Source organism: Lysinibacter sp. HNR, from assembly GCF_029760935.1.
Taxonomy (GTDB): domain Bacteria; phylum Actinomycetota; class Actinomycetes; order Actinomycetales; family Microbacteriaceae; genus HNR.
The window spans coordinates 1,589,179-1,610,807 of the sequence record NZ_CP121684.1; the positions used below are offsets into that span (position 1 = coordinate 1,589,179).

The window sequence follows — 21,629 nt, forward strand, 5'->3', positions numbered from 1 at the left end:
GCTCCCTGCTGGAGAGCCACTGCTTACTTGAGTGCGATTCACTCAAAATTTATAAAGAACATCTTCTCGCTCGAGGTGGGTTAAAACCACGGGACAAGATCACTCGTTGGAGAGCGCAAAAACGCTACACCAACGATCAATTTTATCCGTTTGACCTAGCTTGGTCAAATTTATCCCACCGCTGCTGCAAAAACTCGAACCCTACTGCTCGTCGCTCTCTGAATCTGCGCTCCTTTGCTCGGAGTCGGCACCACCCTTGATCGGAGAGGTTGTCACTCGCCTGCTTCGAGAACGGCTGCGTCCGGGAGCGGGAGGCTCCGGTAGCGCATCAAGAACAGAGCCTAAGATCTGCTCTGCATCACTCACGCTCACACGAGCCGGACGTTCGGTCTTGGAGACAATAGGAATTCCCAGGACGGGCACCTCAATCGGTTCTTGCGACCCGTGTTCTTCATCCTCTGTGGAACTGCCGGTGATGATCGGAAGGTTCAATCCTCCCGAGCCCGCAGAGGCGCTGGCCCGACGGGGTTTACGAGCAGGAGGAGCCGATGATTTTTGTGCGGCCTGAGACGGTTCTGGGCGTTGCGCTCGGATAAGAGACAGATCTAATCCCAGCGAAGACTCAAGTGCCTCGGTTGTAGAAATATCGGACACGTCTACATTCAGGTTACGCTTACGACCCCGCGGCAGTTCTAGTTTTTCGGCGACAAAGCTTTCTTCGGTCTCGTCATAATCAGGGTCGGTAGAGTCGTCGTCCTTGGCACCGCTGATAGTACTGGCGGCAATCTGCGCGAGGGCGTTCTTTGCGTCATCCGTAATCGCGTGGGCCTGGGCGGAGGGAGCCTGAACCGCAGGGGCCGAGTGTGATGAGGACCCCTTACCATTACGACGACGAGACTCGTTCTGGGAAGAACGATGTTTTTCTATCGGCTCACCGTGCACCACAACACCGCGGCCAGCACACGCCTCGCAGGATTCGCTGTACGACTCCAGGAGTCCAAGACCGAGCTTTTTACGCGTCATCTGCACAAGTCCGAGAGAGGTGACTTCAGCAACCTGATGCTTAGTACGGTCACGACTCAAACACTCAACCAGTCGTCGAAGAACCAACTCGCGATTAGATTCAAGCACCATGTCAATAAAGTCAATGACAATGATTCCACCTATATCGCGCAGACGAAGCTGACGCACAATTTCTTCTGCGGCTTCAAGGTTGTTCTTGGTGACGGTTTCTTCAAGGTTTCCACCCGACCCCACGAATTTTCCGGTGTTCACATCGATAACGGTCATCGCTTCGGTGCGATCGATGATGAGAGAGCCACCCGAGGGCAGCCACACCTTGCGATCGAGCGCCTTTGAGATCTGTTCGCTAATGCGATACTCGTTGAAAAGATCACGATCGCCCTCGTAGGCTTCGACCCGGTCTACCAGGTCAGGGGCAACCTGTTTCAGATAGCTGGTAATGGTTTTTTGTGCGTCCTCGCCGGAGATCACCATCTTTGTAAAGTCTTCGTTAAAGACATCACGAACGATCTTGATAAGCATGTCGGGTTCACTGTGCAACAGCTGGGGGGCCTGACTCTTTCCAGCCTGCGCACTACTGATAGCTGCCCACTGCTCGGTAAGCCTAGTGACGTCAAGGGTGAGCTGCTCCTCGCTGGCTCCCTCAGCAGCGGTACGAACAATCACACCGGCGTTATCGGGCAAAACTTCTTTAAGAATCTTTTTGAGACGCGCCCGCTCGGTATCCGGTAGTTTGCGTGAGATACCGTTCATGGATCCGTTGGGGACGTAGACCAGATAACGACCCGGCAATGAAATCTGGCTGGTCAGACGGGCACCCTTGTGACCGATTGGGTCTTTAGTAACCTGCACCAATACCTGATCGCCAGCCTTAAGCGCATTTTCAATTTTGCGAGGCTGACTTCCCGTCTCGATTCCGTCCCAATCGACTTCACCCGAGTAAAGAACCGCGTTGCGTCCGCGTCCAATGTCGACAAACGCAGCCTCCATGCTTGGCAAAACGTTCTGTACACGGCCGAGATAAACGTTTCCAATGAGTGATCCCTCTTGCGAACGTGCAACGTAGTGCTCGGCCAGCACCCCGTCTTCTAAAACACCGATCTGAGTGCGATTGTTTTTAGAACGGACAACCATCACCCGATCCACCGATTCGCGGCGGGCAAGAAACTCAGATTCTGTAATCACACTACGACGACGGCCAACCTCACGGCCATCACGTCTGCGTTGTTTTTTTGCCTCGAGCCGGGTTGACCCTTTAACCTTCTGCGGCTCAGTAATCAAGGCAACTTTTTCACGGGGCTTTCGGACCTTAATAACGGTGTTCTGTGGATCATCTGCGGAGGGACTCGCGTCTTCGTCGGCCCGGCGACGGGTGCGACGGCGCACAGTAGACTCTTCTCTCTCGGAGTCAGAGCCGGAGCGATGCTCATCACCCCGACGACGACGAGAACGAAGTTCAACCGGAGGAACGTCGGGGGCTAAGAAGGTAAGCACCCGCGTAGCGAGAAATCGTTCTGCGGGGGTGAGTTCCACGGGTGCGGGGGGCGTTGAAGCCGCAACGATCTGCGTCTCCGGCGTTTTTGATTCCGACGCGGCAGATCCTGCGCTGAGAGAACCCTGAGATTCAGAACCTTGTACGGAGGTGTCCCCCTCTATCTGGCTTGATTCTGGACTCTCAGTTTTTTCGGAGGTTGTATTCACTAGCAATCCAAGCGAAATGTCATCCCCCGAGCCGCTAAAAACTGAATCAATGGCCGGGGTACCGCCTGCCGTATTATTGAGATGCTTATTATCTATATCTTTTTCCACCATTTTTACGGTGCACTCCTCCGCCAAACCCCAATATATTCGGGGCTTCAGCCACTTAACGTGGGATGCTAATTCAGCACGCCACTAACTCTTGTGTAGCACGATCAGATAATTTTCTGCATCGCGCCCAGACCCTCATGGTCTATATGAAATGGACAGATTTTCCTGTCGCAAAGCTTTTAAACAACGCCTAAGCCGCTTAGTAGCTATAAGCCATTACATCCATTATGCCACGAAATGAGATATCAAGCTCGCGTTTTCGAGAGGGATACACGGTATAGAATTATTTATATGATCAGAACCCGGCGTTCCCTTGGCTTTGCGCTGCTCACAATAGTTGCCGGAGTCGTTGGATGGTTTGCGTCTTTTGAACTCCTAAACGAGCGCATAAAGACCCTTATTGACCCCACCTATACCCCAATGTGTGACTTCAGCGTCCTCGTGTCCTGCGGGCCAAATATGGCTTCGGCTCAGGGATCCACATTTGGGTTTCCAAACCCAATTCTCGGGGTCACCATGTTTGTCGCCCCCCTTGTCGTTGGAGTTTCGATCCTTGCGGGAGCACAGTTTGCTCACTGGTTCTGGAGATTGTATCTCCTTGGGGTCACTTTTGCCATCAGCTTTGTTATCTGGCTCATCAGCACCAGCGTTTACGTTCTGGGAACGCTCTGCCCCTGGTGCATGGTGGTGTGGGTCGTGACCATTCCCCTCTTCTGGTACACCCTGCTCTACACGGCCAAAGAGGGCCACCTCTGGCTACCTGAAGGCGCGCGTAAGAAAGCAGAAACACTCTACTCATGGAGTTGGGTTCTTGTACTGGCCAGCTACCTGACAGTTGCAGTAATCGCGCAGGTCACCCTTGACTGGGTTACAGAACTGATCCGCGCTTTCTAAGCCAGGACACGCTTCGGGCTGGTGCGGCTTCCTGCGGCAACGCACCAGCCCTTTTTAGTTTTATTCGTAGAGACTAGGAAAACCACAGGGTAAGTTCTCGAGCAGCGCTCTCGGGAGAGTCGGAACCGTGAACCAGGTTCTGCTGAACCCTGGCTCCCCAATCACGCCCCAGGTCGCCACGGATTGTTCCCGGTGCCGCTGTTGTTGGGTCAGTGGTGCCAGCAAGGACACGAAACCCTTCGATGACACGGTTTCCAGCCACACGAAGAGCCACCGTTGGACCGCTTTCCATAAATTCGATCAGGGGCTCGAAAAAAGGTTTTCCTTCGTGCTCAGCGTAGTGCTGACTAAGCAGCTCACGGTCAGCCTGAACCATACGAATGTCTACAAGCGAGTACCCTTTTGCCTCAATTCGGCGCAAGATTTCGCCCGTGAGGTTGCGGGCCACCCCGTCGGGCTTGACCAGTACGAGCGTTTCTTCAACCAGCATCCATTCTCTCCTTTAGTTGTTTGTGTATCTTCATGAGCGATGTGTCAAAATAGTGCCCCTAGATGAGGCGGTTTCTTTCATCAAGCTTATTTCCCATATAGATGCAATAGATCCACAGAGCGGCAAACATTCCGCCCACGATAAACATCACCGGGACAAGGAACCCAGAAAGCAGGAGAGCAACCTGCACAAACCAACCGAGCCAGTACCCCACCGGATAACGCAAAAGAGCGATGGCCGCTATCGCGATCAGGCACAGCACTCCTCCCCCGTACAGGCCAAGCTCTCGAGGCTCTACCGCGGAGAGACCAAAAACTGTGAGTCCTCCGAGAAAAATAATGAGCAACTGAAACCCCAGGGCAATCGATGCCAAGCTTCGTTTAACCGAGCGCGCTGCGGGTGAGGAAGGTGCCGTCTCCCCTTGGGTCTCAGAGTTACCTCCTGAAGGATATTCCGGTTGTGTCATAGTAACGACCATCCACCCTCACGTGCGAAGGTCATAACCTCACCGATCAGCACAATAGAACCCGCAACAATAACACCACGAGACTCGCCCTGCTCGGCCCACCCCCTGGCCTGTTCAATCGCGTCTCCGAGATTATCTTCAGGGATGATCTCCGCCTCGGGAAGAGCTAGGCGCACGATCTGCGCAAGATCGTCGGTCGCACGCGAACGGTTCGACGACGATTGAGTAACAAAGATCGTATTGCTGATCTTGCTCAGCTCAGCAATAACGCCAACCGAATCTTTGTCGTTCAGAGAGCCAAAAACAAGAGCCACCTCGTCAAAGGCAAAAAAAGATTTTACGGCAGAAACCAAGGCACGGGCTCCGTGAGGATTATGCGCCGCATCAATATAGACGGGAGGGGTTGCACCCACAAGCTGCAATCTGCCGGGTATGGTCACCTGACCATAGCCCTCCTCAAGCACTTCTTCAGCTAAAACACGTTTTCCGGTAAAGGCCTCAACGGCCGCCAGCGCAACAGCGGCGTTCTGAGCCTGGTGCTCTCCGTACAGGGGCAACATTACGCTGTCGTACCTGGTACCGGAAGAGCCACGGAGGGTAACAACCTGCCCTCCCACCCCCATAACAGAGTGATCGATCGCAAACTCCACACCCTCACGAAGAAGCGGAATTTGAAGAGCGTGAGCCTGCGCCTCAAGGACAGCCTCCACCTCCGGATGCTGTTTTGCCGTGACAGCGTCTCCCCCGGCACGCATAATTCCCGATTTTGTGGTGGCGATTTCAGCGACAGTATTTCCCAGACGCTCGGTATGATCCAGGTCGATGGGGGTAAAAACGCTAACAGCGGGGTCGGCAATATTGGTGGAGTCCCACTCGCCCCCCATTCCCACCTCAACCACCGCTACCTCAACGGGCGCATCTGCAAACGAGGCGTACGCCAAGACGGTCATCGCCTCAAAAAAGGTGAGGGCAGGCTCTCCCTCCGCAACAAGCTCTTCATCAACCAGAGCAAGATAGGGCGCGATGTCGTCCCAGACGAACGCAAGTGCCTCATCTGAGATTGGTTGCCCATCGATAACAATACGCTCGTTAAACCTCTCAAGGTGAGGGCTTGTGAACAGCCCCGTCCGTAATCCAAGCGATCGCAAGAGCGACTCGGTGATACGGCTAGTGCTCGTCTTGCCGTTGGTCCCCGCGATAAGGATAACCGGATAACTGTTTTGAGGATCCCCCAGGAGCTCGACCACCCGACGCACCGGACCCAACCGAGGCTGTGGCTGAGCCTCACCCAAGCGGTCGATGAGTTCAGCATAGACACGCTCTCCCGCGTTTTCCTGTTGCGACTGTGACACGTTACCCCTCACTTTTCGAGAGTTCAATGACGAGTGGTGAGCCCTGACCCACGGTTATTTCCGAGCGGAGAGCCCCGAAGGGTCCCCCGCCTTCCCGGATAATACCGGAATACACATCCAGCGTAATTGCCAGGGTTTCGGTGCTGACTAAATCACGAAATTGCGACACCGCAGCGGCACCCTCCTCATCAAGCCCGAGGGTGAGACTAATCCTGTCGCTCACGTCAAGACCGGCTTCCTTCCGGGCGTCTTGAACCGCACGCACAACGTCACGGGCAAGACCCTCCGCCTCAAGCTCCGGCGTGATAACCGTGTTGAGCATCACAAAGCCGTCGTCAGCGAGCAGCGCGATGGCTTTTCCTCCCTGTTCCGAAGACTCACCGATACTCAGGGTGAGGTCATACTCATTTGCCTCAAGAGCAAGACCTCCCGCCATCACGGTGCCATCCTCACCCACAGACCAATCGCCAGACTTTGCCGCCCTGATGGCCGCCTGTACCTCCTTACCCAGCCGAGGTCCGGCCGCACGGGCATTGACCGTAAGCTGGTGACGAATTCCGTAGACCTCGGTGCTGCCCTCTTCTCTCTCCACCAGTGTGACGTTCTTCACGTTAAGCTCCTCGGTAATGAGAGGAACAAACGGGCTCAGAGTATCTGCGTCGCTCACAACAACAGTGAGCTCCGCAAGCGGCAACCGCACGCGCAATCCGTTGCCCTTGCGCAGCGACAGCGCGGTCGAAGTAACGGCACGAACTTGATCCATGGTGCGAACCAACTCCGATTCTTCGGGAAACTCGTTGGGGTCCGGCCAATCCGTCAGGTGCACGCTTCTGCCCCCCGTGAGACCCTGCCAAATCTGTTCCCCGATCAGGGGAATAAAGGGAGCTGCCACCCGTGTGAGGGTTTCAAGCACCGTGTAGAGAGTATCAAACGCCTGGGCATTTTCCGGGTTTTCGGTAGCTCCGACCCAAAACCGATCCCGGGAGCGGCGCACGTACCAATTGGTAAGCACTTCCACAAAGTCTCGAAGCCGCGATGTGGCCACCGTACTGTCAAACGCGTCCAGGTCTTTTGTCACGTCAATGATGAGCTGGCGCAACTTGGCCAGAACATAACGGTCAAGGACGTCTGAGGAGTCCGTTCGCCGCACAGCCTCGTACCCGTCGGCATTGGCGTAGAGGCTAAAAAAGTACCAGCTATTCCACAGCGGAAGGATAAACTGACGCACACCGTCACGGATGGCCTCTTCCGTGACGATCAAATTGCCTCCGCGCAAAACCGAGCTGGACATGAGAAACCAGCGCATAGCATCCGAACCATCACGATCAAAAACCTCGTTGACGTCGGGATAGTTACGCAGCGACTTCGACATTTTCTGTCCGTCAGAACCCAGCACTATACCGTGACTAATAACGTTTTTAAAGGCTGGACGACCAAAAAGCGCGGTCGAGAGAATGTGCAGCATATAAAACCAGCCCCGGGTCTGCCCGATGTACTCCACGATAAAGTCGGCTGGAGAATGGGTTTCAAACCACTCGGCATTTTCAAAGGGGTAGTGATTTTGGGCAAAGGGCATCGAACCTGAATCAAACCACACGTCTAACACGTCTTCAATGCGGCGCATAGTGGACGCTCCGGTGGGGTCATCGGGGTTTGGCCTGGTGAGCTCGTCAATGTGGGGGCGGTGCAGATCCGTGGGTCGCACCCCAAAGTCACGTTCAATCTCATCGAGAGAACCATACACATCAACTCGCGGATAGTCGGGGTTATCGCTCTTCCACACCGGAATGGGAGAACCCCAGTAGCGGTTACGGCTAATTGACCAGTCCCGGGCACCGGAAAGCCACTTGCCGAACTGGCCGTCCTTGACGTTTTCGGGCACCCAGTTAATCTGCTGGTTCAGTTCTTCGAGGTCGTCACGAAAATCAGTGACCCGCACAAACCAGCTTGATACCGCCTTGTAGATCAGCGGTTCGCGACAGCGCCAGCAGTGCGGATAGGGGTGTTCGTAACTAGCCTGGCGGAACAGACGTCCATCCGCTCGCAATTCCTGCGTCAGCGGCTTATTGGCATCAAAAACCTGCAAACCCTCCACTAGGGGCACCGTATTGAGGAACTTACCACCATCGTCGACCGAGATAATCACGGGAATTCCGTGAGCCTCACAGATTTTTTGGTCATCTTCACCGTATGCGGGTGCCTGGTGAACGATGCCCGTTCCGTCGGAGGCCGTAACATAGTCTGCCACCAGAAAACGCCACGCGTTATGGGTGCCATAGGTCTCGGTGTCGGCGTAGAAGTCCCAGAGGCGCTCATACTCGATGCCCGCCAACTCGCTCCCCCTGAGGGTGCGGGTTGCCGCCGCGGTGGCCGCCTCTGGGTCTTCATACCCCAGTTCGCGGGAGTAATTTGCAACCAGATCGTAGGCAATAAGATACTCTTTTTCTGCCGCGGCATCGGGAACAACCGCGTAGGAAATATCCGGTCCCACCGCAAGAGCCAGGTTGGTGGGTAACGTCCACGGTGTTGTTGTCCAGGATAGAGCGTTCACCCCCGCAAGGCCGAGTTCCTCGGCTCGTTCCCCGCGAAGTGGGAAGGTAACGGTGACAGTTTGATCCTGCCGCATCTGGTAGACATCATCGTCCATGCGAAGCTCATGGTTACTCAGCGGAGTTTCATCACGCCAGCAATACGGCAGCACACGATAGCCCTCATACGCCAACCCTTTGTCATGGAGCTGTTTAAAGGCCCAGATCACCGACTCCATATAGGAGACATCGAGGGTTTTGTAGTCGTTCTCAAAGTCAACCCAGCGAGCCTGTCGGGTGACATATTTCTCCCACTCCTGGGTGTACTCAAGAACTGAAGCCCGGGCAGCGCCGTTAAACTCGGCGATTCCCATATCTTCGATCTGGCTCTTCTCGGTCATCCCAAGCTGCTTCATGGCTTCTAGCTCGGCGGGAAGTCCGTGGGTGTCCCAGCCGAAACGACGGTGAACGAGCTTACCGCGCATGGTCTGATAGCGAGGAAAGAGATCTTTAGCGTACCCGGTGAGGAGATGCCCGTAGTGAGGTAATCCGTTTGCGAAGGGGGGCCCATCGTAAAACACCCACTCGGATGCACCTTCCCTGCGCCGGACCGACTCACGAAAAGTATCGTCTTCTTTCCAGAAGGCAAGAATATTCTGCTCAATAGCGGGAAAGCTCGGTGATGGCTTTACCTCGGGGGCACCCTCAGAGTTTTTGCGTGCGTTGCTTTCGTCTGCTCCGGGCTTGGGATATGGCATGATTCTCCTCGTGTGTCTCACACGAGGACGATAACCCGTTTCACCGGCCATCGCGGTACCACCTCGCTTGCCACAATAGTGTGGCCACTTTATTCATTGGCGATAACGGGCCAGCCCCGTTTGGTTCTACTGAGCTTCCACCCCGGTAACGATGTGTTTTCCTGAGGGATACCGTTCTTCCAAAAACTCCCCGGTGATAGCCGGTTCACAGTCGGTATGAATAAGTCTAACCATTTTGTTGACTCTTTGCTGTGCAACCGTGCCGTTTTGCGGGATAACACGGCTTTTATCTGCGGTAAAAACCTGTTTTGCTGCGCATAATCTTCCGCATCATGGACTATCAGATAGAGCGCTATTGAATGTCTGAATCGTCAAAACGCAACCGAAGCAGCGAACCCTGGTTTCCACGCTGCTCCGTGCCCTTTTTCCGGGGACGGCGATTTTTGATTGCCGCCCGCACCAGCTCAGCACGCAGGGCGGTGGCGACCGCTTCACCCCGCCGATAATCAAAGCGTATAATCAAGCGCATTGAACCGTTTTCTGCCGGGGTGGGTCCCAAATAATCAACACCGGGTATCTCGTGAACCTGTTCAAGCGCCAGCGCAACGGCATCCTGGGGGCCGGTAACAGTGGCAATCCGCACAGCGGGAGGGAATCGCAGCGCTCGACGATCAACAAGCTCCTGCGAAGCGTAACTCGGCTGCTGCCACCGGGTGAGGGTTTCTCCTAGCTGCCCAGAAACACCCACGAGAACACACGGCGCTCCGGGTCGGGCAAGCGCAATCGCATTTGACCAGACTCGGAGCGCGTCTTCTCCCGCACGAAGACTCTCACGACCCAGCATGCTCTCACCGTCCAAAAGAACAACTCCGGCATAGCCCTCCGCTGCGGTAGGCTCAGCACCCCGGGTGGCCACAACTATCGCCGGACGGGAGTCAACCGACTGCCGAGGGGTCTCCCCGTCTGAGACAAGCACCCGCACGCCGGGAAAGGCCTTCTCGAGCTCTTCAGCGGTACGAACCGAGCCTCTGCTCACCAAACGAAACATCACCGATGAGCAGTTACTACAGCGCCAATCGCTGGCCAGTGTTGCGCACCAGCCGCAACGCGGAGTTTCACCCGCCCGCCGTACCCCAAGCGGGCCCGCACAGTGACCGCAGCGGGCGACTGTATCACACTCTGCACAGGCCAGAACTGGGGCATATCCGGGACGCGCCACCTGAATCAAAACAGGACCGTGCACAGATGCCTCTTTTGCACTCTTCCAAGCAACGGTGGGTATTCTAGCCCGTGACGCAAAACCGTCAGCATCGAGTGTGTGGCTACTGAGAATAACGCGCGGTTGCGGATGGCGCAGCGGTAGAAACTCTCCCAGCCAGCCGATCTCCACGAGCCGCTGCGCCTCGGTGCTACGGGTGTGAGCGGCTAGCACAAGCGCGGTACCCGATTGCTCCGCCCTGATCAGGGCAGCGTTGCGCGAGTGAACGTAGGGGCTCCGCGGCTCCTCGTGTAGAGAGTCGCCGTCGTCCCAGAGCATAATTGCCCCCAGCGCATAGGCGGGTGCGTAAACAGCCGAACGATTACCCACGATGATTGCGGGCCGTTCCTCCAGGAGCCGCAGAAAAGAACGATAGCGCTGCGGGTTGGTCTGCCGGGTATCCACACGCACAACGTCGTCCACCGGTGCCGGGACCATGGTCGCAAGGGCAGAGAGCACCTGATCGATATCACGATAGTCGGGGACCGCAATAATCGCGCTTTTACCCCTCTCCAGAAGGAGCAGAGCTGCCTGGGCAAGCGTTGCGGCCCAGTGCCCCACCCACTCACCACTGCTCAATCTGGTGGGTTCGGGAACGGCGGAGAGCGCGGCGCGAAGCGGAGCCTCCGCTAATCGACTGAGTGCGGGGTCGTAGCGATTGATAAACTCCAACACACGGGGCTGTGCGGGTTCCAAAGATTCGAGAGATTCAAGGGCGACTTGGAGTTCGGCGGTCCTCGAGTTACCCGCTAACTCTTGAGTCACACGAGAGTCAGCTTCTTCCTGGTCAAACTCAGCCTGTTCTCCGTCAGGACCAGCTCCGCCCCCGTCGGATTCGGCGATTTCCCCGTCGGACTCAAGCCCTTCCTGCGCTTTGAGGGCAAAAAACTCTTTTTCTACCCGCACCTGCCGCGGCGGAATCGCCAAGCGCAGAATATCCCCCGCACTTCCCGCGGAACGATCAGCAAGGGTCCGGGCAAGTTGCCAAATCTCAGGGGTGAGAACCGCAACATCACTCACAATCTCGGAGAGCTGACTCAACTCACCCGAGAACTCTGCCGTGGGTACAATCTCAACAATATAGCCGGTGGCGTTACGTACCGCCGAACGAAACGGTACCCTCACGCGCTGCCCAGGGCGCGCCCGTTCAACCAGAGTGGGTGGGATCTCATAGTCAAAAAGATGATCCAATTGCGGAAGGGTAGAGTCAAGCAGCACCCTCGCTACGGGCCCGGTGCTCACAGAAACCTACCCGGCGAGTCCGGCCGCGCTACGTAGTTCGTCTACCCGATTGGTGCGCTCCCAAGTGAAATCGGGCAGTTCCCGACCAAAGTGTCCGTAGGAGGCGGTCTGCGCGTAAATGGGTCGCAATAGCTCAAGATCACGAATGATTGCTAGCGGGCGCAGATCAAATACGTCTAGGATTGAGCGCTGGATCACGCTATCAGTCACGTGCCCCGTACCAAAACTCTCTACGTACAGACCTACCGGATGCGCTTTACCGATAGCGTAGGCTACCTGAATCTCAAGCCGGTCGGCCAATCCGGCCGCAACCGCGTTTTTCGCAGCCCAACGAAGTGCATACGCGGCGGAACGATCCACCTTTGAGGGATCTTTCCCACTAAATGCACCACCGCCGTGGCGGCTCGCACCACCGTAGGTATCGATAATGATTTTGCGGCCGGTGAGTCCGGCATCTCCCTGTGGTCCCCCGATGATAAAGGGCCCCGCCGGATTAATGAGGGTGCGGAGATTATCGGAACGCAGGTCTACCCTCTCAAGGACGGGGCGAATAACGCTCGATTCAATTTCGGCAGAGAGCGTGAGGGAATCGACCTCTTCGGAGTGCTGCGTGGAGAGGACAATCGACTCAACAGAAACCGGGCGGTTTCCCGTGTACCCAACGGTAACCTGGGTCTTGCCATCTGGTCTCAGATAGGGAAGCTGGCCGCTCTTGCGCACCTCTGTGAGCTTTTCAGCCATGCGGTGAGCAAGCCAGCTCGCTATTGGATGCAGTTCTGGGGTTTCGTTTGTGGCGTATCCAAACATAATGCCCTGGTCTCCAGCCCCCTGTTTGCTCAGCTCATCGGTGTCGCCACCGAGACGTGCCTCAAGCGAGGTGTTCACCCCGCCCGCGATATCGGGAGACTGGGCACCGATCGACACGGAAATGCCACACGAGTTACCGTCAAACCCAAACTGCGAGGAAGTGTACCCGATATCGTTGATGACCCTGCGAACAATATGCGGAATCTCCACATAACCGGTTGTTGTGACCTCACCCGCAACGTGGACAAGACCGGTAGTGACCATTGTCTCTACGGCCACGCGCGCATACGGATCTAGCTCAAGCATGGAATCGAGAATGCTATCGGAGATTTGATCACAGATTTTATCTGGATGCCCCTCGGTAACGGACTCCGATGTGAAGAGACGCAATTCACTCATAAAATTCTCCTTGCCTTTCTCGAACGGTACCGCATAAAGGCCGACACCGGGCCCATTTTTAATGATGCCCGGTGCCACCGACAACGCGAGAACACACCGGAAACTACTTCAGAACAAGCCCGCGAAACTTGCTCCGGGTGTACCCGTATCCCTTATACGACTACGGGAAATACTTTAGTTTTACGCTGGCGAGTTCAGGTGAAGCTTATTTTCACCGATCTCGTGAAGAGCGATCGAGAGAGGCTTGTCTTCAACGGTTGAGTCTACCAACGGCCCAACGTTATCGAGCAGGCTGCCATCGTGCAGGTCTGCGTAATAGTCGTTAATCTGACGGGCGCGCTTGGATGCAAAGATCACGAGCGCATATTTTGACTCAACCTTCGAGAGAAGATCATCGATGGGTGGGTCAATAATTCCTTGTGTTTTTGACATAGTTTTTAGTACTCCTCTGCTGTACTCATCAATTCTACGACCCTTTCGGCCGCGTGTGGCACCGTGTCGTTCACAACGACCTCGTCAAACTCGTTCTGAGCGGCAAGTTCGACCCGAGCTGTGGCCAGGCGACGCTCCTGTTCCTCTGAGGTTTCTGTCCCCCTCCCGACGAGCCTCCTGACCAACTCCTCCCACGAGGGCGGTGTGAGAAAGATCAAACGAGCACTCGGCATGGCTTTCCGCACTTGTCTTGCACCCTGAAGGTCAATCTCTAGCAGAACGCTCCGACCCTGACGCGAAAGCTTTTCAATTGGCTTGCGTGGCGTTCCATAACGATACGTGTTGTGCACCGTGGCGTACTCCAGTAACTCGTTGTTCTGTACCATACGGTCAAACTCAGCATCATCAACAAAATAGTAGTGCTTTCCCTCAACCTCACCGGAACGAGGAGGCCGCGTTGTTGCCGATATAGAGAGCTCAATATGCGGATAATTTTCGCGGATATAAGCGGCAATCGTCCCTTTACCCACGGCGGTGGGACCGGCCAGAACCGTGAGACAGGGAGTCACCTTGCGCTGCGTTCGATCACTCAGAAACGCGTAAAGACGTCGACGCTGGTGCACACCCAGCCCACCCAGGCGCTTCTTGTCAGAAATGTTAAGCTTTTCCAGGGCACGAGGCATCTTTGCCGTACCGATTGCCGGAAGACACAAAAGAAAATCCGTGATTCTCAGGGAGTAGGCTGCCGAGTTCGCCTGCATGGACGCATCAAGCACGGCTTCCGGTGTAATTTCGCCCGATCGGAGAGCCTGTTTAATCCGAGCCCGAGCCCTCCGGGCAGCAATCGCAGCCTTATTAGCCGCGATCCTGTCGACCTCTGGCATTGTCTGTGTCTTCATGGGGTACCCACCACTTCCCTGCGAACCTGATCGGAGCGCTGTCTAACGGCATCAACAATACCCTCTAAACCTGAGCTAAGCACGCTCCTCGACTCACTTATGAGGGTGGAGGGAAGCAGATTGCCAAAAATTGCACGGGCCTCCGTCAGTTGCGCCCCCTGATGTCCAAATCCCGGAGCAAGTACCGGCAATGAAGGCTCTCGCGTTCGGAAAATATCGATACCGTAATCGCTAAGCCTGAGGGTCGCACCCAGCACCACACCAACGGAGCCAGCCGCCCCCGTCGAGTGGGAAGCATTCCACCCATCAACCTTCTCCAGGAGGTGCGCGGACACACTCACGCGTTGCTCGTCCTCCTCACCAATAACACGGGCGGTCTGGATTACTCGGGCCTCAGGATTGGAGGTTGCCGCGAGGATAAAAAGACCCTTGCCGTTATTAACAACGTGATTGAGCGGCCCAGCAAGCGAGTCAAACCCCTGGAAGGCGGATAGCGTCATAGCATCGGCCTCGAGCGGGCTTCCGGGAGTCAGCCAGGCATCCGCGTACGCGTCCACACTCGTGCCAACGTCTCCGCGTTTCACGTCGGCAATAACGATAACATCGCGCTGTCGCGCCTCGACAAAGAGCTCTTCAACCACGGAATAGCCAGCGGCGCCAAAGCGTTCGTAAAAGGCCACCTGTGGTTTTATCGCGGCGACCTGATCAGTGGCCGCATCAAGTACACGCAGGCTAAACTCTCGCGCACCAGCCGCGGTATGAGGAAGGCCCCACTGGGAGAGCAGGTAGGCGTGGGGATCGATTCCCACGCAGAGAGGGCCGTACTGAGCAATTTTTCTTTCTAGCCGAGAACCAAATGTGCCTGTGCCGGTCACTGAGCTATCACCGCCTCACGCATCGCCGCATACTCTTGCAGAGAGGTCACTTCAAACCCGTCCTTAGCCGCGCTAAATGAGGCGACCGCCGCCGTAAGCTCTGCAATTGTGGTGAACAGTGGCTTATCAGCGGCAACAGCCGCCGCGCGAATCTCATACCCATCGGAGCGAGCGCTGCGACCGCTGGGGGTGTTCACCACCATATCGACCTCACCGTTATTAATCAGGTCAACAATGCTGGGCTGGTCTCCCGCCTGCGAAAACTTCTTAACAGTACGACTCTGAATGCCGTTACGCGCAAGTACCACCGCCGTTCCCTGGGTTGCAAGCAACTCAAAACCAAGCTCCTGAAGGCGCAGGGCGGGCAAAACGACCGAGCGTTTGTCCCGATCCGCAACCGACACAAAAACCCTGCCGGAAAGAGGCAAACCTCCGTGAGCGGCCGTTTGGCTCTTCGCAAAGGCACGGGGGAAATCACGATCGATGCCCATGACCTCTCCCGTGGAGCGCATCTCTGGTCCCAGCAGCGAGTCAACGATAAGACCCTCGTGTGTACGGAAACGTTTAAAAGGCAGCACGGCCTCTTTAACCGATACCGGCGCATCAAGCGGCGCACGTGAGCCATCACGCTCCGGCAGTATCCCCTCCGCGATAAGCGTGCTAATGCTCTCCCCCACCATGATTCGCGAGGCAGCTTTTGCCAGGGGAATACCCAGCGCCTTCGAGACAAACGGTACCGTACGGCTTGCCCGTGGATTAGCCTCCAGCACGTAGAGGATGCCCTGTCCAATCGCAAACTGCACGTTCAGCAGTCCACGGACCCCGATGCCCTGCGCAATGGCAAGAGTGGCCTCACGAACCTTATTAATCTGGTCGTATCCGAGGGTGACAGGAGGAAGCGTGCAGCTTGAGTCTCCCGAGTGAACTCCCGCCTCTTCGATGTGCTCCATCACACCACCAACGTAGAGTTGCTTGCCGTCAAAGAGCGCATCCACATCAATCTCTATGGCGTCATCGAGAAAGTGATCCACCAGTAGGGGGCTGCTCGGACTAATGATTCCCTGATCCTTGATCCGCTCAAAGTAGTCTTCAAGCGAGACCGGATCATAAATAATCTCCATTCCGCGGCCACCCAAAACGTAAGAGGGACGGACAAGCACGGGATATCCGATCTCCTGGGCAACCCGCTGCGCACCCGGGAAATCATACGCTATGCCGTTGCGTGGAGCGAGCAGCCCCGAGTCCTCAAGAATGTTTGAGAAGAGCCCACGCTCCTCGGCCAGATCTATCGCCTCGGGAGTGGTTCCCAGAATGGGAATCCCCGCAGCCTTTAATCCCTTGGCCAACCCTAGCGCAGTCTGTCCGCCCAGTTGAACGACCACCCCTACCAATTCGCCACTCGCGCTCTCGGCGTGAATAATCTCTAGGACGTCTTCCAGAGTGAGAGGCTCAAAGTAGAGGCGGTCTGACGTATCGTAGTCTGTGGATACGGTCTCGGGGTTGCAATTGATCATGATGGTTTCAAAGCCGGCAGCGGAGAGAGCGAATGAAGCGTGAACACACGAGTAGTCAAACTCCACCCCCTGACCAATTCGGTTAGGGCCGGATCCCAGAATCACCACCTTACGCCCCGAGCTTGCCTCAACCTCCGTCTCTTGTTCATAGCTGGAGTAGTGGTAGGGGGTGAGCGCGGGGAACTCACCCGCACAGGTATCAACCGTTTTATAGACGGGGCGCAGTCCGAAGTTATGACGGATAGCACGAACATCACTCTCGTGAACGCTTCCCCCCATACCCAAATTCCTGAGCTCCGCAATTTGAACATCCGAGAAGCCGTGCTCTTTGGCGTGTTTAAGGACCTCACGGGTAAGCTCCGGTGCCCGAGCGATGAGGTCTGCCACCTCATTGATAAGGATAATCTGGTCGATAAACCAGGGATCAATTTTGGTTGCCTCAAACACCTGTTCCAGGGTTGCCCCTTTGCGCAGGGCCTGCTGCACCAGAACTAAACGACCGTCGGTGGGGACTGTAATCAGTTCAAGCAACTCGGCGACACCACGGTTTTCCTCACCCCAGTGGAATGACGACCCCTTCTTCTCGAGCGAACGCAACGCTTTTTGCAACGCGGTCGAGTAGTTACGGCCAATCGCCATCACCTCTCCCACCGACTTCATAGTGGTGGTGAGGGTGGCGTCCGCCGCGGGAAACTTCTCAAACGCAAAACGGGGAACCTTCACAACAACGTAGTCGAGGGTCGGCTCAAAGCTGGCCGGCGTGACCCGGGTGATATCGTTCGGGATCTCGTCCAGCCGGTAACCGATTGCGAGCTTTGCCGCGATCTTAGCGATCGGGAAGCCGGTGGCCTTCGAGGCGAGGGCGGATGACCTGGACACCCTCGGGTTCATCTCAATAACGATGATGCGTCCGTCAGCGGGATCCACGGCAAACTGCACGTTGCACCCACCGGTATCGACCCCGACGGAGCGAATAATATCGATGCCAATATCGCGCATCTTTTGAAACTCGCGATCGGTCAGGGTGAGCGCCGGAGCCACGGTGATCGAGTCTCCCGTGTGAACCCCAACGGGATCAACGTTTTCAATCGAGCACACCACAACAGTGTTATCCGCTTTATCGCGCATCAGCTCAAGTTCGTACTCTTTCCAACCGAGGATAGATTCCTCGAGAAGAACCTCCGTGGTGGGACTGTAGTGCAGCCCATCACCGGCAACCCTGGTGAGTTCCTCCGGGGTATACACAAACCCCGATCCCAGGCCACCCATGGTGAAGGAGGGCCGCACAACCAGGGGATATCCCAGGTCCTCGGCGTATTCCAGGCATTCCTCGACGGTGTGAGCGATGTATGATTTTGCTACCCCAGCACCGGCCGCGATCACTAATTCTTTAAAGAGCTGCCGGTCCTCACCCCGTTTTATGGCATCAACGTTAGCCCCGATAAGTTCCACATCGTACTTATCAAGAATGCCCTTCTCATGCAGTTCCATGGCCGCGTTGAGTGCGGTCTGGCCGCCGAGGGTGGGCAGTATGGCATCAGGTTTTTCCTTGGCGATGATGCTCTCAATCACCTCGGAGGTGATGGGCTCAATATAGGTGGCGTCGGCAAAGTCTGGATCGGTCATAATCGTTGCCGGATTAGAGTTCACCAGGACGACCCGGACCCCCTCCTCACGAAGGACACGGCAGGCCTGGGTGCCAGAGTAGTCAAATTCGCAGGCCTGACCGATCACGATGGGACCGGAGCCAATCACAAGAACGGAGTTAATATCGGTACGTTTAGGCATTACTGGTTCTCTCCGTTAGTGACAGAAGGGGTTTTATCGTTCTTGAGGTTCTGGGCGGATGAAGCGTCCACACCGCCACGTACAAGCTCACGGAAACGGTCAAATAGGTGCAGCGCATCGTGGGGGCCGGCGGCAGCTTCTGGGTGATACTGGACCGAAAAAGCGGGAAGATCAAGGCACCTCAGACCCTCAACCACGTTGTCATTCAGGCTGTAGTGGGTAACCTCCACGCGTCCGAGACCCGACGGCGAATCCACCACTCCCTCGATGGGCGCGTCCACCGCAAATCCGTGGTTTTGTGCGGTGATTTCAACACGACCCTGCACCTTGTCCCAAACGGGCTGGTTAATACCGCGATGCCCGAACGGTAGTTTATAGGTTCCAAAGCCCAATGCCCGCCCCAGAAGCTGGTTGCCAAAACAGATTCCGAAGTACGGCATACCCTCCCGAAGGAGTGTGCGCAGGAGTTCGACATGTTCCTCAGAGGCTGCGGGATCGCCCGGACCATTGGAGTAAAAAAGCGCGTCCGCGCGAAGCGCGCGAATATCGTCGACGGTGCTTGAGGCGGGAATCACGTGTACCTCAAATCCGTGCTCTGCGAGGTAAAGAAGTGTTGAGCGTTTCACCCCAAGATCAAGCACAGCCATCTTTCCGATACGCTCACCGACGGCTTCCAGGGAGTAGGGTTCCGTGGTTGATACAAGCGTGGACAGGTTAAGCCCGCTCATCTCCTGCCCGGTTCTCACCGCGGCAAGCTGCTCTTCTTCGCTCAGTTTGGCATCGGCTCCCGAAAAAATTCCGGCACGCATAGCGCCTGCCGAACGGATGTGGCGGGTCACGGCTCGCGTATCGATGCCGCTGATCCCCACAATATTGTGTGCCACAAGATCTGCGTCCAGGCTGCGTTTCGCACGAAAATTTGACACACGGCGCGCGGGATCCCGTACCACAAAGCCGTTAGCCCACATTTGACGAGACTCCATGTCCTCGTCGTTAACCCCCGTATTCCCGATGTGAGGGGCGGTCATCATGACAATTTGTCCCGCGTATGAAGGGTCAGTGAGGGTTTCCTGATAACCCGTCATTCCGGTGGAGAACACAACCTCTCCTAGAGTTCGCCCGACGGCACCGTAGGCGTCTCCCACAAATCGTCGGCCATCTTCGAGTACAAGAACAGCGAGGGGTGGTGCTGTGATGCCGTGTGGGATGGAAGTCACCTAGGTCTCCTTAATCGTGGTGGTGGATGGTTGCTGCGGGTATGCAAGCTCGGAAACCAGGCTCATAAAACGCAACTTTTCTTCCGGATGGGTGATTCTAAAGTAGCTGTCGACGGGAGAGGAATCGCCCGAGGTAGTGCGGAGGTTCCACTGCACCACAATAAGCCCGTCGCGCTCAACCGCCTTATCGATGGTGGTCTGTGCCGTGTCGGCCCCCCGAATATCTTGCTTTTCTATCGCGGTGCTCCGCTCCCCCGCAATATCGAGCATAATCCCGGTGGTGGTCACCTCTACCACACCGTGGCCGCGAAAGGTGAGACCGGGCAGGGCAATACGCTCAAGCGGTTGATCCGCGGGTGTTGTCGACACGTAAAGAACATCAAACTGTCCCAGGGACTCCCCCAAAACAGTCAGCTCGGATAGCGGTTGGAGAAGGTGCGAAGATCTTTTTTTACGCGCCGACCAGGCCCACCACATGAGCGCAAATAACGCACCTAAAAGGGCGATGATGATCAGGGTAGGAATAAGATTTTCCACTAGATATCTGCTTTCACTGGGCTCTGCTGAGCGTGCCGCGCCACCGTCTCGGGGTCAACAACTCGACTCTCCTCGTAGGTGAGGTACCCGTTGTGAACGGTGTAGCGCACGGATCCGCTCAGCGTCATGTCCAAGAATGGGCTGTTGTGGCTTTTTCCAGCCAAGTCGGAAATTGTGAAAACCGAGGAAACCGCCGGATCGTGGAGAACGATGTCCGCAACGGCACCTTCCCTCAGCACCCCTGAGCCCTCAAGCCGACCGATTCTGGCCGGGGCGGCTGAGAGCACTCGCGCCACATCACTCCAGGTAATGAGCTCAGTGTCCACGAGCGCGGTCTGCACCACTGACAGGGCGGATTCCAAACCGACCATGCCAAAGGCTGCGGAGTCCCACTCGCCGTCTTTTGTCTCGCTCGGGTGCGGAGCGTGATCGGTTGCAATGATGTCGATGGTGCCGTCGGCAACTCCGGCGCGGAGCGCCAGGACATCCTCATCACGTCGCAGCGGAGGGTTCACCTTGTATCTGGCGTCGTAGCTGCGCACCAGATCTTCGGTTAACAAAAGGTGATGGGGAGTTGCCTCCGCAGTGACACTAATTCCACGCGCTTTTGCCCAGCGAACAACCTCAACCGACCCGGCCGTGGAAAGGTGACAGATGTGCAGGCGGGCACCAATGTGTTCAGCGAGCAGCACATCGCGAGCGATGATAGATTCTTCCGCCACCGCCGGCCACCCTTTCAGCCCCAATTCGCTTGATAACGCCCCCTCGTTCATCTGGGCGCCCTGGGTGAGTCGGGGATCCTGGGCATGCTGGGCGATAACACCGTCAAAAGTGCTCACATATTCCAGGGCCCTACGCATCAAAAGTGAATCGTGCACACACTTGCCGTCATCGGAAAAAACACGAACCCGGGCACGTGAGTTAGCCATCGCGCCAATCTCGCTCAGGTGCTTACCCTCAAGGCCGCGTGTTACCGCCCCGATCGGACGAACCCTGGCGTAACCCGCCTCCATACCGAGTGAGTAAACCTGCTCGACAACCCCGGCCGTGTCCGACACGGGAAGTGTGTTGGCCATGGCAAAAACCGTGGTGAATCCGCCGGCCGCAGCGGCCTGCGTTCCCGTGAGCACGGTCTCGCTCTGCTCAAAACCGGGCTCACGCAGGTGCGTGTGTAAATCGACCAGTCCGGGAAGCGCCAGAAGGCCCGCAGCATCAATCACACGATCAGCAGATGCTGAGACGTTTCCCCCCAAAGAGGTAATCACCCCGTCAACAACAAGAATGTCCCCGGCTTCACCGCCGGGCAGTGTTGCTCCCCTCATCAGGATTGATTCACTCACG

At 56.2% G+C, this 21,629-nt stretch carries 15 protein-coding genes; 1 reads left to right on the forward strand and 14 read right to left on the reverse strand.

Features of this window, described 5'->3' with window-relative positions:
• Nucleotides 1-201: 201 nt before the first annotated feature.
• Complete coding sequence (locus tag FrondiHNR_RS07195; protein WP_279352109.1) at nucleotides 202-2,835, reverse strand: Rne/Rng family ribonuclease; 2,634 nt, start codon at nucleotides 2,833-2,835, stop codon at nucleotides 202-204.
• A gap of 288 nt (nucleotides 2,836-3,123) precedes the next feature.
• Here FrondiHNR_RS07195 and FrondiHNR_RS07200 point away from each other — a divergent pair, with 288 nt between their 5' ends.
• Nucleotides 3,124-3,726 (forward strand): vitamin K epoxide reductase family protein, encoded by a 603-nt coding sequence (locus FrondiHNR_RS07200; RefSeq protein WP_279352110.1) that lies wholly within the window; start codon nucleotides 3,124-3,126, stop codon nucleotides 3,724-3,726.
• A gap of 73 nt (nucleotides 3,727-3,799) precedes the next feature.
• Here FrondiHNR_RS07200 and ndk read toward each other — a convergent pair whose 3' ends face one another.
• The 13 genes from ndk to FrondiHNR_RS07265 all read right to left on the reverse strand — a co-directional run bounded on the left by ndk (nucleotide 3,800) and on the right by FrondiHNR_RS07265 (nucleotide 21,628).
• Entirely contained in the window at nucleotides 3,800-4,216 is a 417-nt protein-coding gene (ndk, locus tag FrondiHNR_RS07205) for a nucleoside-diphosphate kinase (RefSeq protein WP_279352111.1), read from the reverse strand.
• 58 nt (nucleotides 4,217-4,274) lie between these two features.
• Nucleotides 4,275-4,682 (reverse strand): DUF4233 domain-containing protein, encoded by a 408-nt coding sequence (locus tag FrondiHNR_RS07210; RefSeq protein ID WP_279352112.1) that lies wholly within the window; start codon nucleotides 4,680-4,682, stop codon nucleotides 4,275-4,277.
• A complete protein-coding gene (locus tag FrondiHNR_RS07215) occupies nucleotides 4,679-6,034 on the reverse strand; it encodes a folylpolyglutamate synthase/dihydrofolate synthase family protein (protein WP_279352113.1) in 1,356 nt (451 codons plus the stop codon). The genes FrondiHNR_RS07210 and FrondiHNR_RS07215 overlap by 4 nt, the downstream gene beginning before the upstream one ends.
• Nucleotide 6,035: 1 nt before the next feature.
• Nucleotides 6,036-9,320: an isoleucine--tRNA ligase gene (gene ileS / locus FrondiHNR_RS07220; RefSeq protein WP_279352114.1), complete on the reverse strand. Its 3,285-nt coding sequence runs from the start codon at nucleotides 9,318-9,320 to the stop codon at nucleotides 6,036-6,038.
• A 352-nt stretch (nucleotides 9,321-9,672) separates the two neighbouring features.
• A complete protein-coding gene (locus tag FrondiHNR_RS07225) occupies nucleotides 9,673-11,820 on the reverse strand; it encodes a primosomal protein N' (protein WP_279352115.1) in 2,148 nt (715 codons plus the stop codon).
• Between the two features lie 6 nt (nucleotides 11,821-11,826).
• The gene (gene metK, locus FrondiHNR_RS07230; protein ID WP_279352116.1) at nucleotides 11,827-13,026 is read right to left on the reverse strand and encodes a methionine adenosyltransferase; all 1,200 of its coding nucleotides are present in this window, start codon (nucleotides 13,024-13,026) and stop codon (nucleotides 11,827-11,829) included.
• A gap of 180 nt (nucleotides 13,027-13,206) precedes the next feature.
• On the reverse strand, nucleotides 13,207-13,458 hold the full coding sequence (gene rpoZ, locus FrondiHNR_RS07235; protein WP_279352117.1) for a DNA-directed RNA polymerase subunit omega: 252 nt from the start codon (nucleotides 13,456-13,458) through the stop codon (nucleotides 13,207-13,209).
• 5 nt (nucleotides 13,459-13,463) lie between these two features.
• Nucleotides 13,464-14,357: a guanylate kinase gene (gene gmk, locus FrondiHNR_RS07240; protein ID WP_279352118.1), complete on the reverse strand. Its 894-nt coding sequence runs from the start codon at nucleotides 14,355-14,357 to the stop codon at nucleotides 13,464-13,466.
• Nucleotides 14,354-15,232: an orotidine-5'-phosphate decarboxylase gene (pyrF, locus tag FrondiHNR_RS07245; protein WP_279352119.1), complete on the reverse strand. Its 879-nt coding sequence runs from the start codon at nucleotides 15,230-15,232 to the stop codon at nucleotides 14,354-14,356. Before pyrF ends, gmk begins: the two co-directional genes overlap by 4 nt.
• On the reverse strand, nucleotides 15,229-18,534 hold the full coding sequence (carB, locus tag FrondiHNR_RS07250) for a carbamoyl-phosphate synthase large subunit (RefSeq protein WP_279352120.1): 3,306 nt from the start codon (nucleotides 18,532-18,534) through the stop codon (nucleotides 15,229-15,231). The genes pyrF and carB overlap by 4 nt, the downstream gene beginning before the upstream one ends.
• Nucleotides 18,534-19,751: a glutamine-hydrolyzing carbamoyl-phosphate synthase small subunit gene (gene carA, locus FrondiHNR_RS07255; protein ID WP_279352121.1), complete on the reverse strand. Its 1,218-nt coding sequence runs from the start codon at nucleotides 19,749-19,751 to the stop codon at nucleotides 18,534-18,536. Before carA ends, carB begins: the two co-directional genes overlap by 1 nt.
• Nucleotides 19,752-20,288 carry a hypothetical protein gene (locus tag FrondiHNR_RS07260; protein ID WP_279352122.1) on the reverse strand — a complete coding sequence of 179 codons (537 nt, stop codon included), beginning with the start codon at nucleotides 20,286-20,288 and terminating at the stop codon, nucleotides 19,752-19,754.
• Nucleotides 20,288-21,628, reverse strand: a complete 1,341-nt coding sequence (locus tag FrondiHNR_RS07265) for a dihydroorotase (protein WP_279352123.1) — start codon at nucleotides 21,626-21,628, stop codon at nucleotides 20,288-20,290. Before FrondiHNR_RS07265 ends, FrondiHNR_RS07260 begins: the two co-directional genes overlap by 1 nt.
• Between the last annotated feature and the right edge of the window lies 1 nt (nucleotide 21,629).